The organism is Rhizobium tibeticum (assembly GCF_900110205.1).
GTDB lineage: Bacteria > Pseudomonadota > Alphaproteobacteria > Rhizobiales > Rhizobiaceae > Rhizobium > Rhizobium tibeticum.
Genome location: NZ_FOCV01000012.1, coordinates 47,733 through 64,496, shown reverse-complemented (window position 1 = coordinate 64,496; position 16,764 = coordinate 47,733). Strand labels below are relative to the sequence as shown.

Sequence of the window (16,764 nt, the reverse complement as noted above, 5' to 3'; positions counted from 1 at the left end):
CACAATCCAAAAGGGAGCCTGTTATGCCTATCGCGGCACAAAGCACCAAGTCCTCTCCTTGGCATGCCGGGGAGATAGCACTGCACGAAAAGGTCGGCGTCGCCAAGCGAATGGACGAGGTGGGCCGGCGCGTGCTGCGAGATCACCTGATCGATCAGCACCGCCAGTTCTATGCGCAGTTGCCCTTCATCGTCCTGGGAACGGCAGATGCGGACGGCAATGCATGGGCAACGCTACGCGCCAATCGTCCGGGTTTCCTTGAGAGCCCGGACATCCACACGCTGAGCGTCCGCCTTCCGCGTGAACACCTTGATCCGGCCGACGCGGGAACCGACGACGGCAAGGCCATCGCCATGCTTGGCATCGAACTCCACACGCGCCGCCGCAACCGGCTAAATGGGACCGTCCACCGAACGGAGCAGGACGGCTTCGATGTGCGCGTGGGACAATCCTATGGAAACTGCCCGCAATATATCCAGCTGCGCGATTTCGACTTCGTGCGGGACCCGATGCAGCGCTCAGGGTATGACCCGGTCCATTTCGACAGCCTTGATGGGCGTCCCGCCGAAATGATTGCTAAGGCAGACACGTTCTTTGTCGCCTCCTACGTCGATCGCGAGGATGGCGAGCGCCAGATCGATGTTTCGCATCGTGGCGGCAGGCCGGGTTTCGTACGGATCGGCGAGGACGGCGTTCTGACGATCCCGGACTTTGCCGGCAATCTCTTCTTCAACACGCTCGGCAACATCCTCGCCAATCCGCGGGCGGGGTTGGTCTTTGCGGATTTCGAGAACGGCGATCTGCTGCAATTGACTGGCGACGCGCAGGTCATCCTGGAATCGCCGGAGATAGCAGCCTTCCAGGGTGCTGAGCGACTGTGGCGCTTTCGCCCGACGCAAATCGTCTACAGACAAGAAGCGTCGCCGCTTCGCTGGCGTTCGCGGACCGATGGTCCATCTCCCAATTCTCTGATGACCGGCAGCTGGAATGAGGCCGCCGCGCGGCTTCGTGCGACAGCCGTCGCCAAGAGCTGGCGGCCCTTCCGCGTCGCCCGGATCGTCCAGGAGAGCGCGAGCGTGCGCTCGTTCTATCTCGAGCCGACAGATGCAGGCGGGATCATTCCCCATGTCTCCGGGCAGCATCTGCCTGTCCGCATCGATGTGGAGGGATCGGAGGTACCCGCAGTGCGCACCTATACGATCTCCTCGGCGCCCTCCGATGGTACGTATCGCATCAGCGTCAAGCGCGAAGGATTTGTCTCGACGCGTCTTCACGACGCCATCCGAGAAGGTGACATCATCGAGGCCCGCGCCCCTGCCGGCGCGTTCACGATCAACGCCACAGAACGACGTCCTGCCGTTCTGCTGGCCGCCGGCATTGGAATAACGCCACTGCTCGCCATGCTCCGGCATGTCGTCTACGAGGCCTGCGCACCCGCCGGATACGACCGACGTGGCTGGTCTACTCCGCACATAGCAAGTCGGAGCGTGCATTCGATACCGAGTTGCAGGCACTCGCGGCGGCATCCGGTGGCGTCGTCAGGCTGGTCCGTCTGCTCAGCGATACCTCCGATACCGTCGCTGGCGAAGACTACGAACAGCAGGGGCGCGTCGACATGAACCTGCTGAGCACAGTATTGCCCTTCAACGACTATGATTTTTATCTGTGCGGTCCAGTAGGCTTCATGCAGTCCGTGCACGACGGCCTGCGCGGGTTGAATATTGCCGATAACCGCATCCACGCCGAAGCGTTTGGATCGGCGTCTCTCCAGCGATCGGGGGATGAAGCCAAGCGGCCGCCAGCGCGCGCCGCCGCTCGCGATCCGCAGCCAGTGAATTTCATGCGCTCAGGCAAGCAAGCGCGCTGGGAGCCAGGATCAGGCAGTTTGCTGGAGCTTGCCGAAGCATGTGGCTTGGCGCCTGATTTCAACTGTCGCCTCGGCAATTGCGGGAGCTGCAGGACGAAGATCGTGTCCGGCGCTGTCGCCTATGTCAAGGAGCCGACAGCCGACGCCGCCGATGACGAAGCTCTGATCTGCTGCGCCGTGCCGGCAGCGAGCGACACAGGCGCTCGGCTGGAACTGGATATCTAAGAGCGTCGCCGTCTACATCAAACCGGTCGTCAATTCTTCGGTTTCCTGTGCCGCTCCAGCGTGGTAATCAGCCGCGCATGAACAAAACCTCTTCCCATTCTCCCATCCACGTGGTCGGCGGCGGGCTCGCTGGCTCAGAGGCGGCCTGGCAGATCGCAAACGCCGGCGTGCCCGTGATCCTGCACGAGATGCGTGGCGTGCGAGGCACCGACGCTCACAAGACCGACGATCTGGCCGAGCTCGTTTGCTCCAATTCCTTCCGGTCCGATGACGCGACCAGCAACGCGGTCGGCGTCATCCATGCCGAGATGCGCTTGGCGGGATCGCTGATCATGGCCTGTGCGGACAAGCACCAGGTCCCGGCCGGCGGCGCATTGGCTGTCGACCGCGACGGATTTTCCGAAGCCGTCACCAAGACGATCCACGAGCATCCGTTGATCACTGTCGTTCGTGAAGAAGTGACCGGTCTGCCGCCGAGGGAATGGGATCTTGCAATCGTTGCGACCGGCCCCCTGACTGCGCCTTCCCTTGCGAGCGCCATCCAGGCCGAGACGGGTGCGGATGCGCTGGCCTTCTTCGATGCGATTGCACCGATCGTTCATCGCGACAGCATCGACATGGATACCTGTTGGTACCAGTCTCGCTACGACAAGGTCGGCCCGGGCGGCACCGGCAAGGACTATATCAACTGTCCGATGACCGAAGAGCAGTACAATGCTTTCGTGGATGCCCTGATTGCCGGTGATACAGTCGGGTTCAAGGAATGGGAAGGGACACCCTACTTCGATGGCTGCCTTCCGATCGAGGTGATGGCAGAGCGCGGTCGCGAAACGCTGCGTCACGGCCCCATGAAGCCGATGGGCCTGACCAATGCGCACAACCCGACGGTTAAGGCCTACGCTGTCGTGCAGTTGCGGCAGGACAATGCGCTCGGTACGCTCTACAACATGGTCGGCTTCCAGACGAAGCTGAAATACGGCGCCCAGGCAGAGATCTTTCGCATGATTCCGGGACTTCAGAATGCCGAATTCGCCCGCCTCGGCGGCCTTCACCGCAATACCTACATCAATTCGCCGACGCTGCTCGACCCGTCTCTGACGCTCAAGTCACGCAGGGGCCTGCGCTTTGCCGGACAAATCACCGGCTGTGAAGGCTACGTCGAAAGCGCCAGTGTCGGGCTTATGGCAGGCCGGTTTGCCGCTGCCGAGCGGAAAGGAGAAGCGGTATCGCTGCCGCCCGCAACCACGGCGCTAGGCTCACTGCTCGCCCACATCACAGGCGGTCACATCGTCAATGACGAGGAGCCTGGCAAGCGGTCGTTTCAGCCGATGAACATCAACTTCGGCCTTTTCCCCGAACTCGAGCCTGGTTCGATCGTCAAGCCCGAGGGCGTGAAGCGCTTCCGCGGCAAGGATAAGACCATCATGAAGCGGCAGCTGATCGCCAGGCGCGCCCTTGCCGATTGTGCAAACTGGCTTGGGCTCGACATTAAACTCGCGGAGAGTGCATGATCGGGCCGCGCGTACCAGCATTCTCGATGCTGCCATCGGCCAAGGGCCGCGGCGGTTGTCAGAATCGAAGATGTTGTGCGGCGTATCTTCTTCGAAAAGAGTGCGCTGATGGCAGCATTGTTTCAAGGCACATCCATGCCGGACCGGGACTGGTGGTCCGCGCTCTGGCCCGATCCGGCAGGGCTGCTTCAGCAGGTCGGCATTCGGCGCGGCATGAGCGTGCTCGACCTTTGCTGCGGCGACGGCTACTTCACAGGCCCGATCGCCGAGTTGGTCGACGGACGCCTTGCGGCGCTTGATCTCGATCCTGATATGATCGAGCTGGCGAAGGCCGAAGTTGAACGAAGGCACGCGTCCGTTCGCCAGTGGATCTGCGCGGACGCCACCTCCCTGGCCGAACACCTGGATGAGCCGGTCGACTATGTCCTGATCGCCAACACATTCCACGGCGTTCCTGACCAGACTGGCCTTGCGCGTTCCGTCCGGGCAGCTCTGCGGCCGGATGGGTTATTCTGCATCGTGAATTGGCATCCGCGGCCGCGGGAAGAAACGGTTGTGCTTGGTCAGCCGCGCGGACCGCGAACCGAGACCCGCATGCCAATCGAAGCCGTCCGCACCGTCGTTGAGCCGGCCGGCCTTACCATGCTGCGGATCGTCGATCTCCCGCCCTACCACTACGCGGCTGTGTTTCAAGTCGCGTGACATTACGGCGAGGGTTCCCGGCCTGAACCGGTGGACGGCGAACCGACCCATATGAGCAGAAAACGCAGCAATCACCGTCCTTCGGCTTGAGTGTCGCACGGCAGCCTCGGCATTCTTAGAACCAAACGCTGGCATCAACCGGCATCGTCTCTGCCGATCGGTAGCTGCAGATGGGACAGGTCAGAATTCATCGCTGCTTTACCATTGCACGGCTCACCGAGGCTGCTCGCTAATGCGCGATCGGTCCTTCCGCCTTCTTCCAGGCGTCGATGCCGCCTTCGATGTGAAAGGCCAGAGGAAGGCCGGCATCGTGCGCTGCCTGCACGGCCATTGCCGATCGCTCACCGAACGCGCAGTAGAAAAGCAGCCTTTTGCGGGTTGAGCTTGCAAGTTCATGCAGCATTCCGCCCGCGCCTATGCTTTCCTCGAGCGAGGGATACGGGACGTGCAGCGATCCCGGAATCGTACCGTTTCGCCGCCGCTCGGCGTTCTCGCGCAGATCGATTAAAGCGACATCCCCGAGGCCCACGACACTCAGCGCCTGTTGCGCCGTCAGTGCCCAGCCGTGGCGCATGACGTTAGCCTGGTTCATCCCGACCTTCATGTTGGCAGGGACGGCAACATCCATCATCTTCGGATTCGAGAGCTTCAGATTGTTCATCAGGTCGGCATATTCATCGGCAGACGTCACCTGCAGGCGCGGGTTAAAGGCCCTCTCCTCACCAATGGTAGAGACCGTATCCCCCTTGTAATCGTGCGCCGGGAAAACCAGCGTTGAATCCGGAAGCTTTAGAAGCCGACCGAATATAGACTCGAACTGTGCTCTCGGATCACCGTTCTGAAAATCGGTCCGGCCGGTGCCGCGGATGAGCAGCGTGTCGCCGGTGAAGACGCGGTCGGGCAGCACGAAACTGTAGGAATCGTCCGTGTGGCCCGGCGTATAGATCACGTCCAGAGAAAGCCCCTCGATGGTCAGCTTGTCGTTGTCGCAGAGCCGCATCGAAACGACATCGGCTTTTGTCTGCTCCCCCATGACTGTTATGCAATGGGTTTTGTCGCGCAGAGCGCCAAGTCCTGTGATGTGGTCGGCGTGGAGATGCGTGTCGACGGCCTTGACCAGCTTCAGGTCGAGTTCATGGATGAGTTGGAGGTAGCGATCGACCCTTTCCAACACCGGATCGATGATCAGCGCCTCGCCGCCTTTCCGGCTTGCCAGCAAATAGGAATAAGTACTCGATACCGGATCGAACAGCTGCCGGAAGATCATCCCTACCTCCTGCGTGGCGGCACAGTTTGCGATCGACTATCCGTGCGGCTGCGGCACGATCCTGATATAGGGCTTCGGTGCGCGCCAACCTTGCGGATACTGCTTCTTTGCCTCGTCGTCGGAGACTGAGCCGGCGATGATCACGTCCTCCCCATTCTTCCAGTTCACCGGCGTAGCGACCTTGTGCTTGGCGGTAAGCTGGAGGGAATCGATCACCCGCAGCACCTCATCGAAGTTACGACCTGTGGTCATTGGATAGACCATAACCAGTTTGATCTTCTTGTCGGGCCCAATCACGAAAATGTTGCGGACGGTCTGGTTATCGGCTGGGGTGCGGTCCGTCGGATCGCCGGACACCAGGGCAGGCAGCATATTGTAGCGCTTCGATACCGCGTAATCGACATCCGCGATCATCGGATAGTTCGGACGGTAGCCCTGCGTTTCCTCGATGTCCTTCATCCAGCTGGTGTGGCGTTCGAGCGGATCGACAGAAAGGCCGATGATCTTCACACCACGCTTGTCGAATTCAGGTTTGATCCGCGCCATGTAACCGAGCTCGGTTGTGCATACGGGGGTAAAATCCTTGGGGTGCGAAAACAGCACCGCCCAGGAATTGCCGATCCACTGGTGAAAACTGATTTTGCCTTCGGTCGTCTGGGCTTCGAAATCCGGAGCGGTATCATTGATCGCAAGCATCACGCACCTCCATCGCGTTTGTTAACACAAACTCAAACATTTGCCGGATGAGCGCAAATCTTGCGCCTATTTCGGCCGTCAGGCAACGGCAAAACGGCCGCAGCCATGCGTCCCGCCAGAGGCGACGCCGATAAGGATGATCGTGAATGCGGAATGGCCGCGGCGAAAGGATATGCCGGTTCGCCAGGGGCCTCGCTACTGGCCGTGTGCGGCCGTGGAATTGTGCGGCGGCAATGCCTTGTCAAGGTTCCGCCACGTAGTTGCCGAGCAGCCAGAGGGAGACCTCTGATGCCTCCTTGGCGGAGGCGAATTCGAACGTGCCGTTCTGATGCGGAGCATCAAGGAACTCGATGCTGAGGCCGCTGCCAGTTTCAGAACTCAGCACACGCACTCTGCCCGGCTCGATGATGTGGCATGAATAATGTCTCTGCATGTTGCGCATGAAGCCCGCCTTGTTGTCATGCAGGCGCACGAACATCGCTTGGCCGTTGGCGGTCGCCTGCAACTGGCGGATTGCTTCATTCGGGAAAGCACGGTTGAACTCGATGATGGCGAGTCCGGTATCGTGGAGGCCATCTTCCTTGTTCTGCGCGGCCATGCGCGTCGAAACAAAGGCGATGAAGATGACGATTGCGAAAATAACGCACCAGACGATAATGCTCACATCGCTCTCCGATCAAAGCTGCAACGGCGCCCTTATACCGCACGAGCCTTGCGCGAGTTTAAACAGGATCAGATTTTCTTGCGCATCAACGCTAGCAACATAACCGCCTGGCGTCGCAACTGCGAGCGCTGTAGCTGACGCTCGAACAATCCGGCGCCAGCCTTCTGGGCACTGACGAGAACCGGCTCCGCCAGAGCGACAGGCAGAAAGGCCGGAAATACGGTTGGTGATATCGCGACACTTCTCGCCTTGGCGAGATGGTCGCGGCCGAGTCCGGAAAAGGCTTCGATCGCCGCAGAGATGCGCGGCCTGTCGTCGCCCGAAAGAAACGCATCGCGATCAAGTCCCGTCGCGGATAGGATTTCGACGGGAATGTAGAGCTGTCCGCGGTGACGATGCAGCGGCATCAAAAGCAGCAGGCCAGCAATCGCCTGCGCAACGCCTGCGTGTCCGGCAGCCTCGGCGGATCTTGCCGCCTCCTCCGGCGCAAGCACCAGGCTGGCCAATTGAATGAGGGCAGACGCCGTCTCGCCGGCATAGCCTTCGAGTGAAAGGCGCGTCTCCATTGGATCGTCGTAGAGATCGAAGATACGAGCGTCGATCATGTTCACGAGCGTCTGTTTTGGCAAATGGTGGGCTTCGATCGCCGACAGCAAGGCGGCGGCAATCGGGTTCGCCTGGGTGGAGCCGTGCGCACTTCCTTCCAGCAGGTCACGCCAGTACTGAATGCGAACCTCTCCCGGAAGCGGCTCATGCACCAGATCGCGAATGCGTGCGAGTTCAGCGCTGAAGGCGTAAAGCGCTGCCAGGGCGCCGCGTTTGTCATCCGGCGACAGCAGGCAGGCAAGGTATCGGTCGCGGTCATTGTCGCGTAGCGTCGCCAGGCAAATGTCCTGGTTCGTCAAAGACTGATCGGCCATTGTCAGACCGCTATCATTGCCGCGGCAACGGCGCGCGATTCCATCAGCATGATATTGAAGGTGCGAACCGCGGCACCCGTATTCATCGGATCGGATGAAATGCCGGCGGCCTTCAAGGCTGCCTTCAGATCGGCCGGGATTGGTCGCATGTCGCTGCCAGTGCCGATCAGCAGGACCTCGATCTCGGCTGCCTCATCGAGCACCTTCTGAAAATTCTCGATGGACAGCGGCTTCGACATATCCATGTCCCAGCCATAGATGCCGGACGGCAGGCAAAGGATCGATCCGCGATGGGACATGTCGGCGAAACGGAAACCGCCATTGCCGTAGGTATCGATGGGGGCGCGTCCAGGGAAATGCGCCTCGCGGATTACTATGCCTCTTGCCATATTCTCACACTGCCGGATTGCCGGAGTTCGTACCCGGCTCGGCCACTTTCTTATTTTGATCGCTATCGACCGCGTCCGGGCGGAGCTTGAAAGCGATCAGCACGGGCGCAGCTATGTAGATGGAGGAAAAGGTGCCAACGGCAACGCCGAACAGCATCACAAAGGCGAACGGGCGGATCACTTCACCACCGAACAGGCAAAGCGCCAGCAGTGCCAGCAACGTCGTCGCGGCCGTCAGAACTGTGCGCGATAGCGTCTGATTGATCGAGGCGTCGATGAGGATCGGCAGGGGCATTTTTCGGTAGCGCTTCAGGTTTTCGCGCATGCGATCGTAGACGACGACCGTGTCGTTGAGCGAATAGCCGACGATCGTCAGGATGGCCGCAACGCTCGTCAGATTGAATTCCATGCCTGTCAGCACGAAGAGGCCAAGCGTCAGGATGATATCGTGCAGTGTCGCGATGATCGCACCGATCGCAAACTGCCATTCGAAGCGCAGCCAGATGTAAAGCAGGATGACAGCGAGCGAGCCGAGTAAGCCCAACGTCGCAGCCCTCGTCAGTTCGCCCGACACGGCAGGACCGACAACCTCCACGCTTCGGATCTCATAGTCGTTCGCCAGTTCATCACGCAGCAAGGTCATTGCAGACTGCTCGGCATTCTCGCCGCCACCTTGCGCCTGAATGCGAACCAATGCCGTCGAGGCATCGGCAAGGCGACGAGCCTCGATATCCCCGATGTTCAGATCGCCGAGACGCGCGCGGATATCATTCGGATCGGCAGAGCCCTGCTTCGCCTTGACCTCCACGTGCGAACCACCGGCAAAGTCGACCCCCAGATTCGCGCCAACGGTCGCGAAGCCGACCATAGCCAAGATCGAAAGTGCGGCCGACACCGTGAAGGTGTACCTCCGGATGCCCATGAAACGGATGTTCGCGCGGTCGAAAATGCCTGTCTGAACATCCCTCGGCAGATGCCGCGGATGCTTGCGATGAAGCCAGGTGACGACGATCCAGCGGGTCAGCGTGAACGTCGTGAAAACCGTCGTCAGGATTCCGGCCGCAAGCGTCACAGCAAAACCGCGAACGGTGTCGCTGCCGAGATAGTAGAGAATGACGGCCGCAATGATGATCGTGACGTTGGCATCAAGGATCGTCAAAAATGCGCGGGAAAAGCCGTTGTCGATCGCGTCCGCGAAGGAGTGACCTGCTTTTGCCTCTTCGCGAATCCGCTCGTAGACGAGCACATTGGCGTCCACAGCCATGCCTATGATCAAGACAATGCCAGCGATGCCGGGCAGCGTCAGGGTCGCACCAATTGCGCTCAGCACCGCGAGAATGAGGACAAGGCTCAAGGCAAGCGAGATGCCGGTGATGATGCCCAGTTTGCGATAGAACGCAAACATCAAACCGATGACAAGGAGCGCAGCGACGAAGCCGGCCACCAAACCGGCGCGCTTCGATTCCGCGCCGAGGGCGGTGCTGACGGTGCGCTCCTCCACGGTCGTCAACGTCGCCGGCAGAGCGCCGGCTCTCAACATCAGCGCAAGATCGTGGGCACCGTCCTCGCTGAAGCTGACCGGTACCGTGCCCGTGCCATCCAAGATCGGGGCATTGATCATCGGCGCCGCCATGACCTGATCATCGAAGAGGACGGCAAGGTGTCGGCCGATGTTCTGGCGCGTCTTCTGTGCGAGGTGTTCGGCTCCCTCAGAATCCAGCTTGTAACTAATAGCAACCGTGTTCGTCTGCGCATCGACGACCGCCTGAACATCGACGAGATTCTTGCCTGTTACGAAATCCGTGCGATCGACGAGGTAAGGAATGGGCGGATCGTCCAGCGAATAGAGCACCTCGGAAGTCGCTGGCCAGCGACCGGCAAGCGCCTGCTGACCCGACATGCTTTCGTCGATCATCCGGACGGAAAGCTGAGCGGGTTCGTTCAGAATATTTTTCAGCCGCTCAACGTCGATCGAGCCCAGGGCTTTGACGTCGATGCGGTCGCGGCCATCTGCGCGAACAGAATAATCGTTGATCCCGAGGCCGGCAATGCGACGCTCGACAACCTCCAGAGACTGCGCCTGGGCAGCCGCGATGCCTTCGTCGATACTATCCTTGGAAATTCGCAGCGTGAGCTGTCCGTCGGTGCCCCTCTCCAGGGTGACATTCTGGATCGAGCCGCCAAACCAGCCGCTCTTCCTGCTCGCTGTCAGCGCGCTCAAGGCATTGATTGCAGCCTCCACCTGGCCGGCATCGGTGATCTTGACCGTGACGTCCTGGTCGTTGCCGGTCAGGCCGGTGTAGCGAATGTTAGATTCGCGCAGCTTGCCACGAATGTCCGCGACGGTGCGTTCGAGCCGTTCCTTGACAATATCGGCGCGTTCGATCTGGAAAAGCAGATGGGAACCGCCCTGCACATCAGGGCCGAGGGCAACATGGCTGTGAGCCAGCCATGCGGGCAGCTTAGAACGCTGCCCGTCTGACAACAGATTTGGGGCCGCGACGACAACGGCGACCACCACCAAAACCCAGATCAGAACAGCCTTCAAGCGCGAAAAACGATGCATTTTCTCTCGACTATTTCCGACCCGGCCCAGCCCGGTTCACAACTGGGTTCGCAATACTATGCAGCGTCGGCCTTTACCGGCTCACCCTTGACGCGAATTTCCGAGATTCCGGTGCGGACGATGCGAACGCGCACGCCGTCTGCAATCTCCACTTCGAGCTCCTTGTCGTCAACAACCTTGGTGACCTTGCCGACAAGGCCGCCACCCGTGACGATCTGATCGCCACGACGGATCGCCTTCAGCGTTTCTTCGCGCTTCTTGGCCTGCGCGCGCTGCGGACGGATCAGCAGGAAATACCAGACGACCATCAGCGGCACGAACAGGATAATCATTTCGAAGCCGGAGCCGAACGGCGACGCCGCGCTATCGGTGGCAGCCTGGGCAAATGCCGGGGTGATGAACATGCTAAACTCCTCAAAACTTTCCGTGGGCGGAACTCCGCCTTTTCTCGGGTGGCCGGACTATAATTATGGTCTTTGCGAATGCAACAGAAACAGCCGGAAACCGTACCGATTCCGCTGCCTCATAACCTTTCCGCTCGCAAAAGGCCATGCTACGCCGCAGGCAAAAGACACAGTATGCTGGTTGCAACCAGAATTCAGGAGGAAGGCCCATGGCCGAAGACTTCAACAACACCATTCTGGCGGAGTTGCGCCGACTGACCGATGCGATCGACCGGTTGGCCGGCCCGGCGCCTGCGATCAACGACTGGAACGCGGCCGATTGCTTCGTCTGGTCCCCTGCCCGTCAGCACCTTCAGCCCGTTGCACGACCGAACCGCGTGGCCCTGAAGCTAATCCGCGGCGTGGACCACGTGCGTGACATCCTCCACGAAAACACGGTGCGCTTCGCCGACGGCTACCCGGCAAACAACGTTCTCCTTTGGGGTGCGCGCGGCATGGGCAAGTCGTCGCTGGTCAAGGCTGTTCACGAAGATGTGCGGCGTGAGAGCGCAGTATCGCTGAAGCTGGTGGAAGTGCATCGCGAAGACATTGCGAGCCTCCCGACGCTGCTCGATCTTCTCAAGGATACGCCCCATCGTGTCATTGTCTTCTGCGACGACCTTTCATTCGACCACGATGACACGGCATACAAATCGCTCAAGGCAGCCCTTGACGGCGGCATCGAGGGGCGGCCGGACAACGTGCTCTTCTATGCAACCTCGAACCGGCGTCACCTGCTGCCACGCCACATGATGGAGAACGAGCAGTCGACGGCAATCAATCCCTCCGAAGCCGTCGAGGAAAAGGTTTCGCTGTCCGACCGGTTTGGCCTTTGGCTCGGCTTCCACAAATGCAGCCAGGACGACTATCTGACGATGATCGACGGCTATGCCGACTACTTCAAGCTACCCCTCGATCGCCAGAAGATGCATGCGGAGGCTCTGGAATGGGCCACCACGCGCGGCGCGCGTTCCGGCCGCGTTGCCTGGCAGTACATTCAGGATCTGGCTGGCCGTAAGCGCATCGCCCTCGACCGTGCCGAATGACGAAAGCCCGGCCTTGGGCCGGGCTTTCGAGCATCCTCTAACGCATAACCTACTCGAGGAAAGTAATCGGGTTGACCGGGGTCGCATCCTTTCGGACTTCAAAGTGAACCTGCGGCTGCTTGACATTGCCGCTCATGCCGGAAACGGCGACGGTCTGGCCGCGCTGGATCTTCTGGCCGCGGCTGACACTCAAGGTATCAGCGTTGCCGTAAACGGTGACCGTACCGTCGTCGTGGCGGACGAGAACCGTATTGCCGAGTTCCTTCAGCCCGTTGCCGGCGTAGATGACCACGCCGTTTTCGGCGGCCTTAATCGGCGTCCCCTGCGGCACCGAGATGTCGATACCATCGTTGCGGCTGCCGTTGACGTTGGCGCCGTAGGCAGCAATCACCGCACCACGAACCGGCCAGCGATACTTGCCGATGCCGGTCGCCTCGGGTGCCGCCGAAGCCACTTCCTTCTTCGCAGCCTCGTCCACAGTCTCGGTCGCGACCGGAGCCTTGTAGGTTGCCGGCTGCGCGGCGGCAGTCGTCGTTGCGGCGGCGGGCTGAGCGACCGGCTTCGGCTCTGCCTTTGCCGGAATGGAGGCTGTCTTCATTCCATCCTGCGAACCGCCCGGGAGATTGAGCTCCTGACCGATGCGGATCGAACCTGCCGAGAGGTTGTTGGCAGCCTTCAGGTCGTCGATGCTAGTGCCTGTCGCCTTGGCGATCTTGGCAAGCGAGTCGCCAGGCTTGACGACATAGGTGCCGCCAGCGCCTTTGGGGCCCTTGCCCGCACCAGCCGCAGGCTTGCCCGCCGGATCTGCGTTTGCAACCGACTTATCGCGAGCGGAGTTCGCGCCCGGAACGACGGCAACGTTCTGCTCTTGCTGCTTGCCCGGCTGAGGCAAGTGTCCGCCCTTGGAAAGGTCGGCCGTCTGAGCGGATGCCTTGGCCGCATTGCCGCCGTTGAAGGTCGGGATCAGGATGATCTGGCCAGGCTTCGCGGCTGCCGCCGTCTTGAAGCCGTTGGCACGAAGGATTTCCTTTTCCGGCACACCGTAGCGATTGGCGAGTGTCGCGATGGTCTCGCCCGGACGAAGCGTGACAGACGGCGCGTTGGTTGCCGACCAACCGGACACCTTCGGGGTCGTGCCCGTGACGATCGAGTCGGTTGCCATCTTTGGCGGAACGAGAATGGCCGCCGATTTCTTCGGCGCAGCGGCTGCGGGGAATGGCTGCGCGAGAGCCACCTGCTTTTCGCGGGACGGCGCTGCAGGCGCCACTGCCGAGGGCGCAGCGAGGTCTGAACGCTGAACAGAGACCGGTGCCGAGGCCATGCGAGCGCTGGAGGCGCCATAAGTGGGCTGCGCCGGATACGGCTGGTTCATCGCCTGATTGCTTGCCGAGTACACGCCCTGCTGCAAATCCGCCTGCGGCACCGGATCGGCCTGCATATTTCGGCGAGGGATTGAGTTGGTCGTCATCTGATCCTGACCGGATGACGAGAAAAGACCACCGAAACGTGTCACATCGGAACTGCAACCCGTTGCGGCACTCGCCAGCAAAGCCGCTATCAGGACATTACCGGCAGACTTGCCTACTCTTGTCGAAAGACTGAAACGCATGACTCGACCCACTGATGAACGCAACCATTTGTGGGTTTATTAAAGCGCGTTAGTATTACCACGCGGTTAAGGTACCGGAATCTGCGAGATTTTTTTGAGAGAATGCTAACCATAGCAACCTGCGCCACCGCCTCGCCTCAGAGTTGAGACGCCAGGCGCGGGACAATGGGAAGGTAGGGCGTGTCGAACAGTTCTTCGCGCTCGAAGCGGCTGCCCGTCTTCGTGAGCCGCACGAGGCGACATTCATTCTCGGAGATCATCAGCGGCGCGATCATCGAGCCGCCTGAGACCAGTTGGTCGGTGTAGAACCGCGGCATCGAATTGAACGCAGCGGTGACCACGATACGGTCGAAGGTTCCCTCGCCCTGCAGGCCGGCGCTGCCGTCAGCCTGGCGGATGATGACATTTCGGAGCCCGAGCGAGTCGATGCGGCGCTGCGCATTGGTCGTCAGTGTCTTGTAACGGTCGATCGTCAGCACGCGTTCGGCCATGCGGGCCATGACGGCCGACATGAAGCCGCTGCCCGTACCGACCTCAAGCACACGCTGGCCCGGCTTGATCTTCAGGTGGTGAAGGATCCTGACCGCCAGATCGACGCCCTCGAGAAACGAGCCGCATTCGATCGGGATCGTGCGGCTCGAATAGGCCTGGTCCGCAAACTGCGGCGGCACGAACAAAGAGCGCGGCGTCTGCTCGACCGCGGTCAAAAGATCCAGATCGGAAACGCCTTCGGCCCGCAGCCTCAAGACGAGCGCCGCAAACCCTTCCTTCTCGACCAGCCGTGCCGTCAAAACAATCTACTCCGTACTCGAAAGCGCCCGCGCCACGCGGTCCCGTACGGAATAATCAGTCAGATCCAGTTTCAAAGGAGTTACCGAAATCTTGCGATGCTTCAGGGCGTTTATATCGGTGCCCTCGACGAAGGCGCCGGCACGCTCCCCAAACCTGAGCCAGTAATAGGGAAAGCCACGTCCGTCGGCGCGGGCATCGACCTGCAGGTTGAAGGCAAGCTTGCCCTGCGCCGTGACTTCCATGCCCTCGACCTCTTCGGGTCGGCAATTCGGAAAGTTGAGGTTCAGGAATGTGCCCTCGGGCAATTCGAGTGACATCAGCTTCTCCAGAAGTGCCGGCGCATGCGCCTCGCAGACCTCCCAGGGGACCGTCCTTGCTCCATCCTGGTGGAAATAGGCCTGGCTCAATGCAAACGAGCGAACGCCCTGCATCGTTCCTTCGATGGCGCCTGCGATGGTGCCCGAATAGGTGACGTCGTCGGCGACGTTCGAGCCCGAGTTGACGCCGGAAAGCACGAGGTCCGGCTTGACGTCCATGACCTGCTTGATGCCCATGATGACACAATCGGTCGGGGTACCGCGCAGCGCGAAATGTTTGTCAGAGATCTTGCGCAGCCGCAGCGGTTCAGAAAGGCTCAACGAATGCGCAAGGCCGCTCTGGTCAGTCTCCGGCGCAACAATCCAGACATCGTCAGACAGAGTGCGCGCAATCCGCTCCAGTGCCGCGAGGCCTTCTGCGTGAATGCCGTCGTCGTTGGTGAGCAGGATGCGCATCGGCTCAGGCCGCCCGTTCTATCTTCTTCAAACCGCCCATATATGGCAAAAGGACGTCCGGAACAGTGACCGTACCATCCTCGTTCAGGTAATTCTCCAGAACGGCGATCAGGCAGCGGCCAACGGCGGTGCCGGAGCCGTTCAGTGTGTGAACGAACTTCGTTGCCTTGTCTTCCTTACCGCGATAGCGCGCGTTCATGCGCCGCGCCTGGAAATCGCCGCAGACGGAGCAGGACGAGATTTCGCGGTAGGTGTTCTGGCCCGGCAACCAGACCTCGAGGTCGTAGGTCTTGCGCGAACCAAAGCCCATATCGCCGGTGCAGAGCGTCATCGTGCGGAAATGCAGGCCGAGGCGCTTTAACACCTCTTCCGCGCAGGCCGTCATGCGCTCGTGCTCAGCAAGCGAGCTCTCGGCATCGGTGATCGAGACGAGCTCGCACTTCCAGAACTGATGCTGGCGCAGCATGCCACGCGTGTCGCGCCCAGCTGAGCCGGCTTCCGAACGGAAGGACGGCGTCAGCGCGGTGAAACGAAGCGGCAGCTTCTCCTGGTCGAGGATTTCACCGGAGACAAGATTGGTGAGTGTCACCTCGGCGGTCGGGATCAGCCATCGGCCGTCCGTCGTCTTGAAGAGATCGTCGGCGAATTTCGGCAGCTGCGCTGTTCCGAACACCGCCTCGTCACGCACCATCAGCGGCGAGCTGACTTCGGTGTAGCCATGCTCGCTCGTATGGAGGTCAATCATGAACTGGCCGAGCGCGCGCTCCAGCCGCGCAAGCGGACCGGTCAGCACGGTGAAGCGCGATCCGGAGAGCTTTGCGGCCCGCTCGAAGTCCATGTAGCCAAGCGCTTCGCCGATTTCGAAGTGTTCCTTCGGCGTATGGTTCCAGCGTGGCTTTTCGCCGACGACGCGAGCAACGACATTGTCGTGCTCGTCCTTGCCGACCGGCACGTCGTCATGCGGGATGTTCGGAATGCGCGACAGTGAATCATTCAGTTCGTCTGTCGCGTGACGCTCGCCCTCTTCCTCGGCCGGAAGCAGCACCTTCAGGTCGGCCACTTCGAGCTTGAGCTTTTCGGCAAGTTCGCTGTTCTTCTGCGCCATCGCCGCGCCGATCTCCTTGGAGGCGGCGTTGCGGCGGGACAGCATGTCCTGGACCTTCTGAATGGCAGAACGGCGCTTTTCGTCGATCGCAATCAGGCTTTCGGACAAAGGCTCGGCACCACGCTTGGCAAGTGCCGCGTCGAGCGCTTCGGGATTCTCACGGATCCATTTGATATCGAGCATCGTCGT

At 60.6% G+C, this 16,764-nt stretch carries 13 protein-coding genes and 3 pseudogenes; 4 read left to right on the top strand and 12 right to left on the bottom strand.

Annotation, left to right across the window (positions count from 1 at the left end):
* Positions 1–23: 23 nt before the first annotated feature.
* The 3 genes and pseudogenes from BSG20_RS14955 (at position 24) to BSG20_RS14945 (ending at position 4,305) form a co-directional block, all read left to right on the top strand.
* Positions 24–2,092: pseudogene (locus tag BSG20_RS14955) on the top strand (2Fe-2S iron-sulfur cluster-binding protein).
* A gap of 77 nt (positions 2,093–2,169) precedes the next feature.
* Entirely contained in the window at positions 2,170–3,603 is a 1,434-nt protein-coding gene (gene trmFO, locus BSG20_RS14950) for a methylenetetrahydrofolate--tRNA-(uracil(54)-C(5))-methyltransferase (FADH(2)-oxidizing) TrmFO (RefSeq protein WP_072376606.1), read from the top strand.
* A gap of 108 nt (positions 3,604–3,711) precedes the next feature.
* Positions 3,712–4,305 carry a class I SAM-dependent methyltransferase gene (locus BSG20_RS14945; protein ID WP_072376706.1) on the top strand — a complete coding sequence of 198 codons (594 nt, stop codon included), beginning with the start codon at positions 3,712–3,714 and terminating at the stop codon, positions 4,303–4,305.
* On the opposite strand, the pseudogene BSG20_RS37410 reads toward BSG20_RS14945, so the two are convergent.
* The 8 genes and pseudogenes from BSG20_RS37410 to yajC all read right to left on the bottom strand — a co-directional run.
* Positions 4,241–4,408 (bottom strand): annotated as a pseudogene (locus BSG20_RS37410) (GDCCVxC domain-containing (seleno)protein); the annotation flags it as partial. The gene BSG20_RS14945 and the pseudogene BSG20_RS37410 sit on opposite strands and share 65 nt — an antisense overlap.
* A gap of 126 nt (positions 4,409–4,534) precedes the next feature.
* Positions 4,535–5,572, bottom strand: a complete 1,038-nt coding sequence (locus tag BSG20_RS14935) for an MBL fold metallo-hydrolase (protein WP_072376608.1) — start codon at positions 5,570–5,572, stop codon at positions 4,535–4,537.
* Between the two features lie 36 nt (positions 5,573–5,608).
* Positions 5,609–6,268, bottom strand: coding sequence for a peroxiredoxin (locus BSG20_RS14930; protein WP_082321189.1), 660 nt, complete (start codon positions 6,266–6,268; stop codon positions 5,609–5,611).
* A gap of 195 nt (positions 6,269–6,463) precedes the next feature.
* Positions 6,464–6,932, bottom strand: a pseudogene (locus tag BSG20_RS14925) (hypothetical protein).
* A gap of 68 nt (positions 6,933–7,000) precedes the next feature.
* The gene (locus BSG20_RS14920) at positions 7,001–7,852 is read right to left on the bottom strand and encodes a phytoene/squalene synthase family protein (RefSeq protein WP_072376613.1); all 852 of its coding nucleotides are present in this window, start codon (positions 7,850–7,852) and stop codon (positions 7,001–7,003) included.
* Between the two features lie 2 nt (positions 7,853–7,854).
* Positions 7,855–8,241 (bottom strand): Mth938-like domain-containing protein, encoded by a 387-nt coding sequence (locus BSG20_RS14915; RefSeq protein ID WP_072376615.1) that lies wholly within the window; start codon positions 8,239–8,241, stop codon positions 7,855–7,857.
* Positions 8,242–8,245: 4 nt separating this feature from the next.
* The gene (gene secDF / locus BSG20_RS14910; RefSeq protein ID WP_072376617.1) at positions 8,246–10,807 is read right to left on the bottom strand and encodes a protein translocase subunit SecDF; all 2,562 of its coding nucleotides are present in this window, start codon (positions 10,805–10,807) and stop codon (positions 8,246–8,248) included.
* Positions 10,808–10,863: 56 nt separating this feature from the next.
* Complete coding sequence (gene yajC / locus BSG20_RS14905; protein WP_024317431.1) at positions 10,864–11,211, bottom strand: preprotein translocase subunit YajC; 348 nt, start codon at positions 11,209–11,211, stop codon at positions 10,864–10,866.
* 209 nt (positions 11,212–11,420) lie between these two features.
* On the opposite strand from yajC, the gene BSG20_RS14900 reads away from it, so the two are divergent.
* Positions 11,421–12,296 (top strand): ATP-binding protein, encoded by an 876-nt coding sequence (locus BSG20_RS14900; protein WP_072376619.1) that lies wholly within the window; start codon positions 11,421–11,423, stop codon positions 12,294–12,296.
* A 49-nt stretch (positions 12,297–12,345) separates the two neighbouring features.
* On the opposite strand, the gene BSG20_RS14895 is transcribed toward BSG20_RS14900, so the two are convergent.
* The 4 genes from BSG20_RS14895 to serS all read right to left on the bottom strand — a co-directional run bounded on the left by BSG20_RS14895 (position 12,346) and on the right by serS (position 16,758).
* Positions 12,346–13,905, bottom strand: a complete 1,560-nt coding sequence (locus tag BSG20_RS14895) for a peptidoglycan DD-metalloendopeptidase family protein (RefSeq protein ID WP_072376621.1) — start codon at positions 13,903–13,905, stop codon at positions 12,346–12,348.
* A 137-nt stretch (positions 13,906–14,042) separates the two neighbouring features.
* The gene (locus BSG20_RS14890) at positions 14,043–14,696 is read right to left on the bottom strand and encodes a protein-L-isoaspartate(D-aspartate) O-methyltransferase (RefSeq protein ID WP_072376623.1); all 654 of its coding nucleotides are present in this window, start codon (positions 14,694–14,696) and stop codon (positions 14,043–14,045) included.
* Between the two features lie 6 nt (positions 14,697–14,702).
* Positions 14,703–15,470, bottom strand: coding sequence for a 5'/3'-nucleotidase SurE (gene surE, locus BSG20_RS14885; RefSeq protein WP_072376625.1), 768 nt, complete (start codon positions 15,468–15,470; stop codon positions 14,703–14,705).
* A 4-nt stretch (positions 15,471–15,474) separates the two neighbouring features.
* The gene (gene serS, locus BSG20_RS14880) at positions 15,475–16,758 is read right to left on the bottom strand and encodes a serine--tRNA ligase (protein WP_072376627.1); all 1,284 of its coding nucleotides are present in this window, start codon (positions 16,756–16,758) and stop codon (positions 15,475–15,477) included.
* Positions 16,759–16,764: the final 6 nt, after the last annotated feature.

Bases quoted from the DNA above. Each gene is read 5' to 3' on its own strand.
- trmFO (WP_072376606.1), top strand. From the start codon at position 2,170: ATGAACAAAACCTCTTCCCATTCTCCCATCCACGTGGTCGGCGGCGGG.
- BSG20_RS14945 (WP_072376706.1), top strand. From the start codon at position 3,712: ATGGCAGCATTGTTTCAAGGCACATCCATGCCGGACCGGGACTGGTGG.
- BSG20_RS14935 (WP_072376608.1), bottom strand. From the start codon at position 5,572: ATGATCTTCCGGCAGCTGTTCGATCCGGTATCGAGTACTTATTCCTAT.
- BSG20_RS14930 (WP_082321189.1), bottom strand. From the start codon at position 6,268: ATGCTTGCGATCAATGATACCGCTCCGGATTTCGAAGCCCAGACGACC.
- BSG20_RS14920 (WP_072376613.1), bottom strand. From the start codon at position 7,852: ATGGCCGATCAGTCTTTGACGAACCAGGACATTTGCCTGGCGACGCTA.
- BSG20_RS14915 (WP_072376615.1), bottom strand. From the start codon at position 8,241: ATGGCAAGAGGCATAGTAATCCGCGAGGCGCATTTCCCTGGACGCGCC.
- secDF (WP_072376617.1), bottom strand. From the start codon at position 10,807: ATGCATCGTTTTTCGCGCTTGAAGGCTGTTCTGATCTGGGTTTTGGTG.
- yajC (WP_024317431.1), bottom strand. From the start codon at position 11,211: ATGTTCATCACCCCGGCATTTGCCCAGGCTGCCACCGATAGCGCGGCG.
- BSG20_RS14900 (WP_072376619.1), top strand. From the start codon at position 11,421: ATGGCCGAAGACTTCAACAACACCATTCTGGCGGAGTTGCGCCGACTG.
- BSG20_RS14895 (WP_072376621.1), bottom strand. From the start codon at position 13,905: ATGCGTTTCAGTCTTTCGACAAGAGTAGGCAAGTCTGCCGGTAATGTC.
- surE (WP_072376625.1), bottom strand. From the start codon at position 15,470: ATGCGCATCCTGCTCACCAACGACGACGGCATTCACGCAGAAGGCCTC.
- serS (WP_072376627.1), bottom strand. From the start codon at position 16,758: ATGCTCGATATCAAATGGATCCGTGAGAATCCCGAAGCGCTCGACGCG.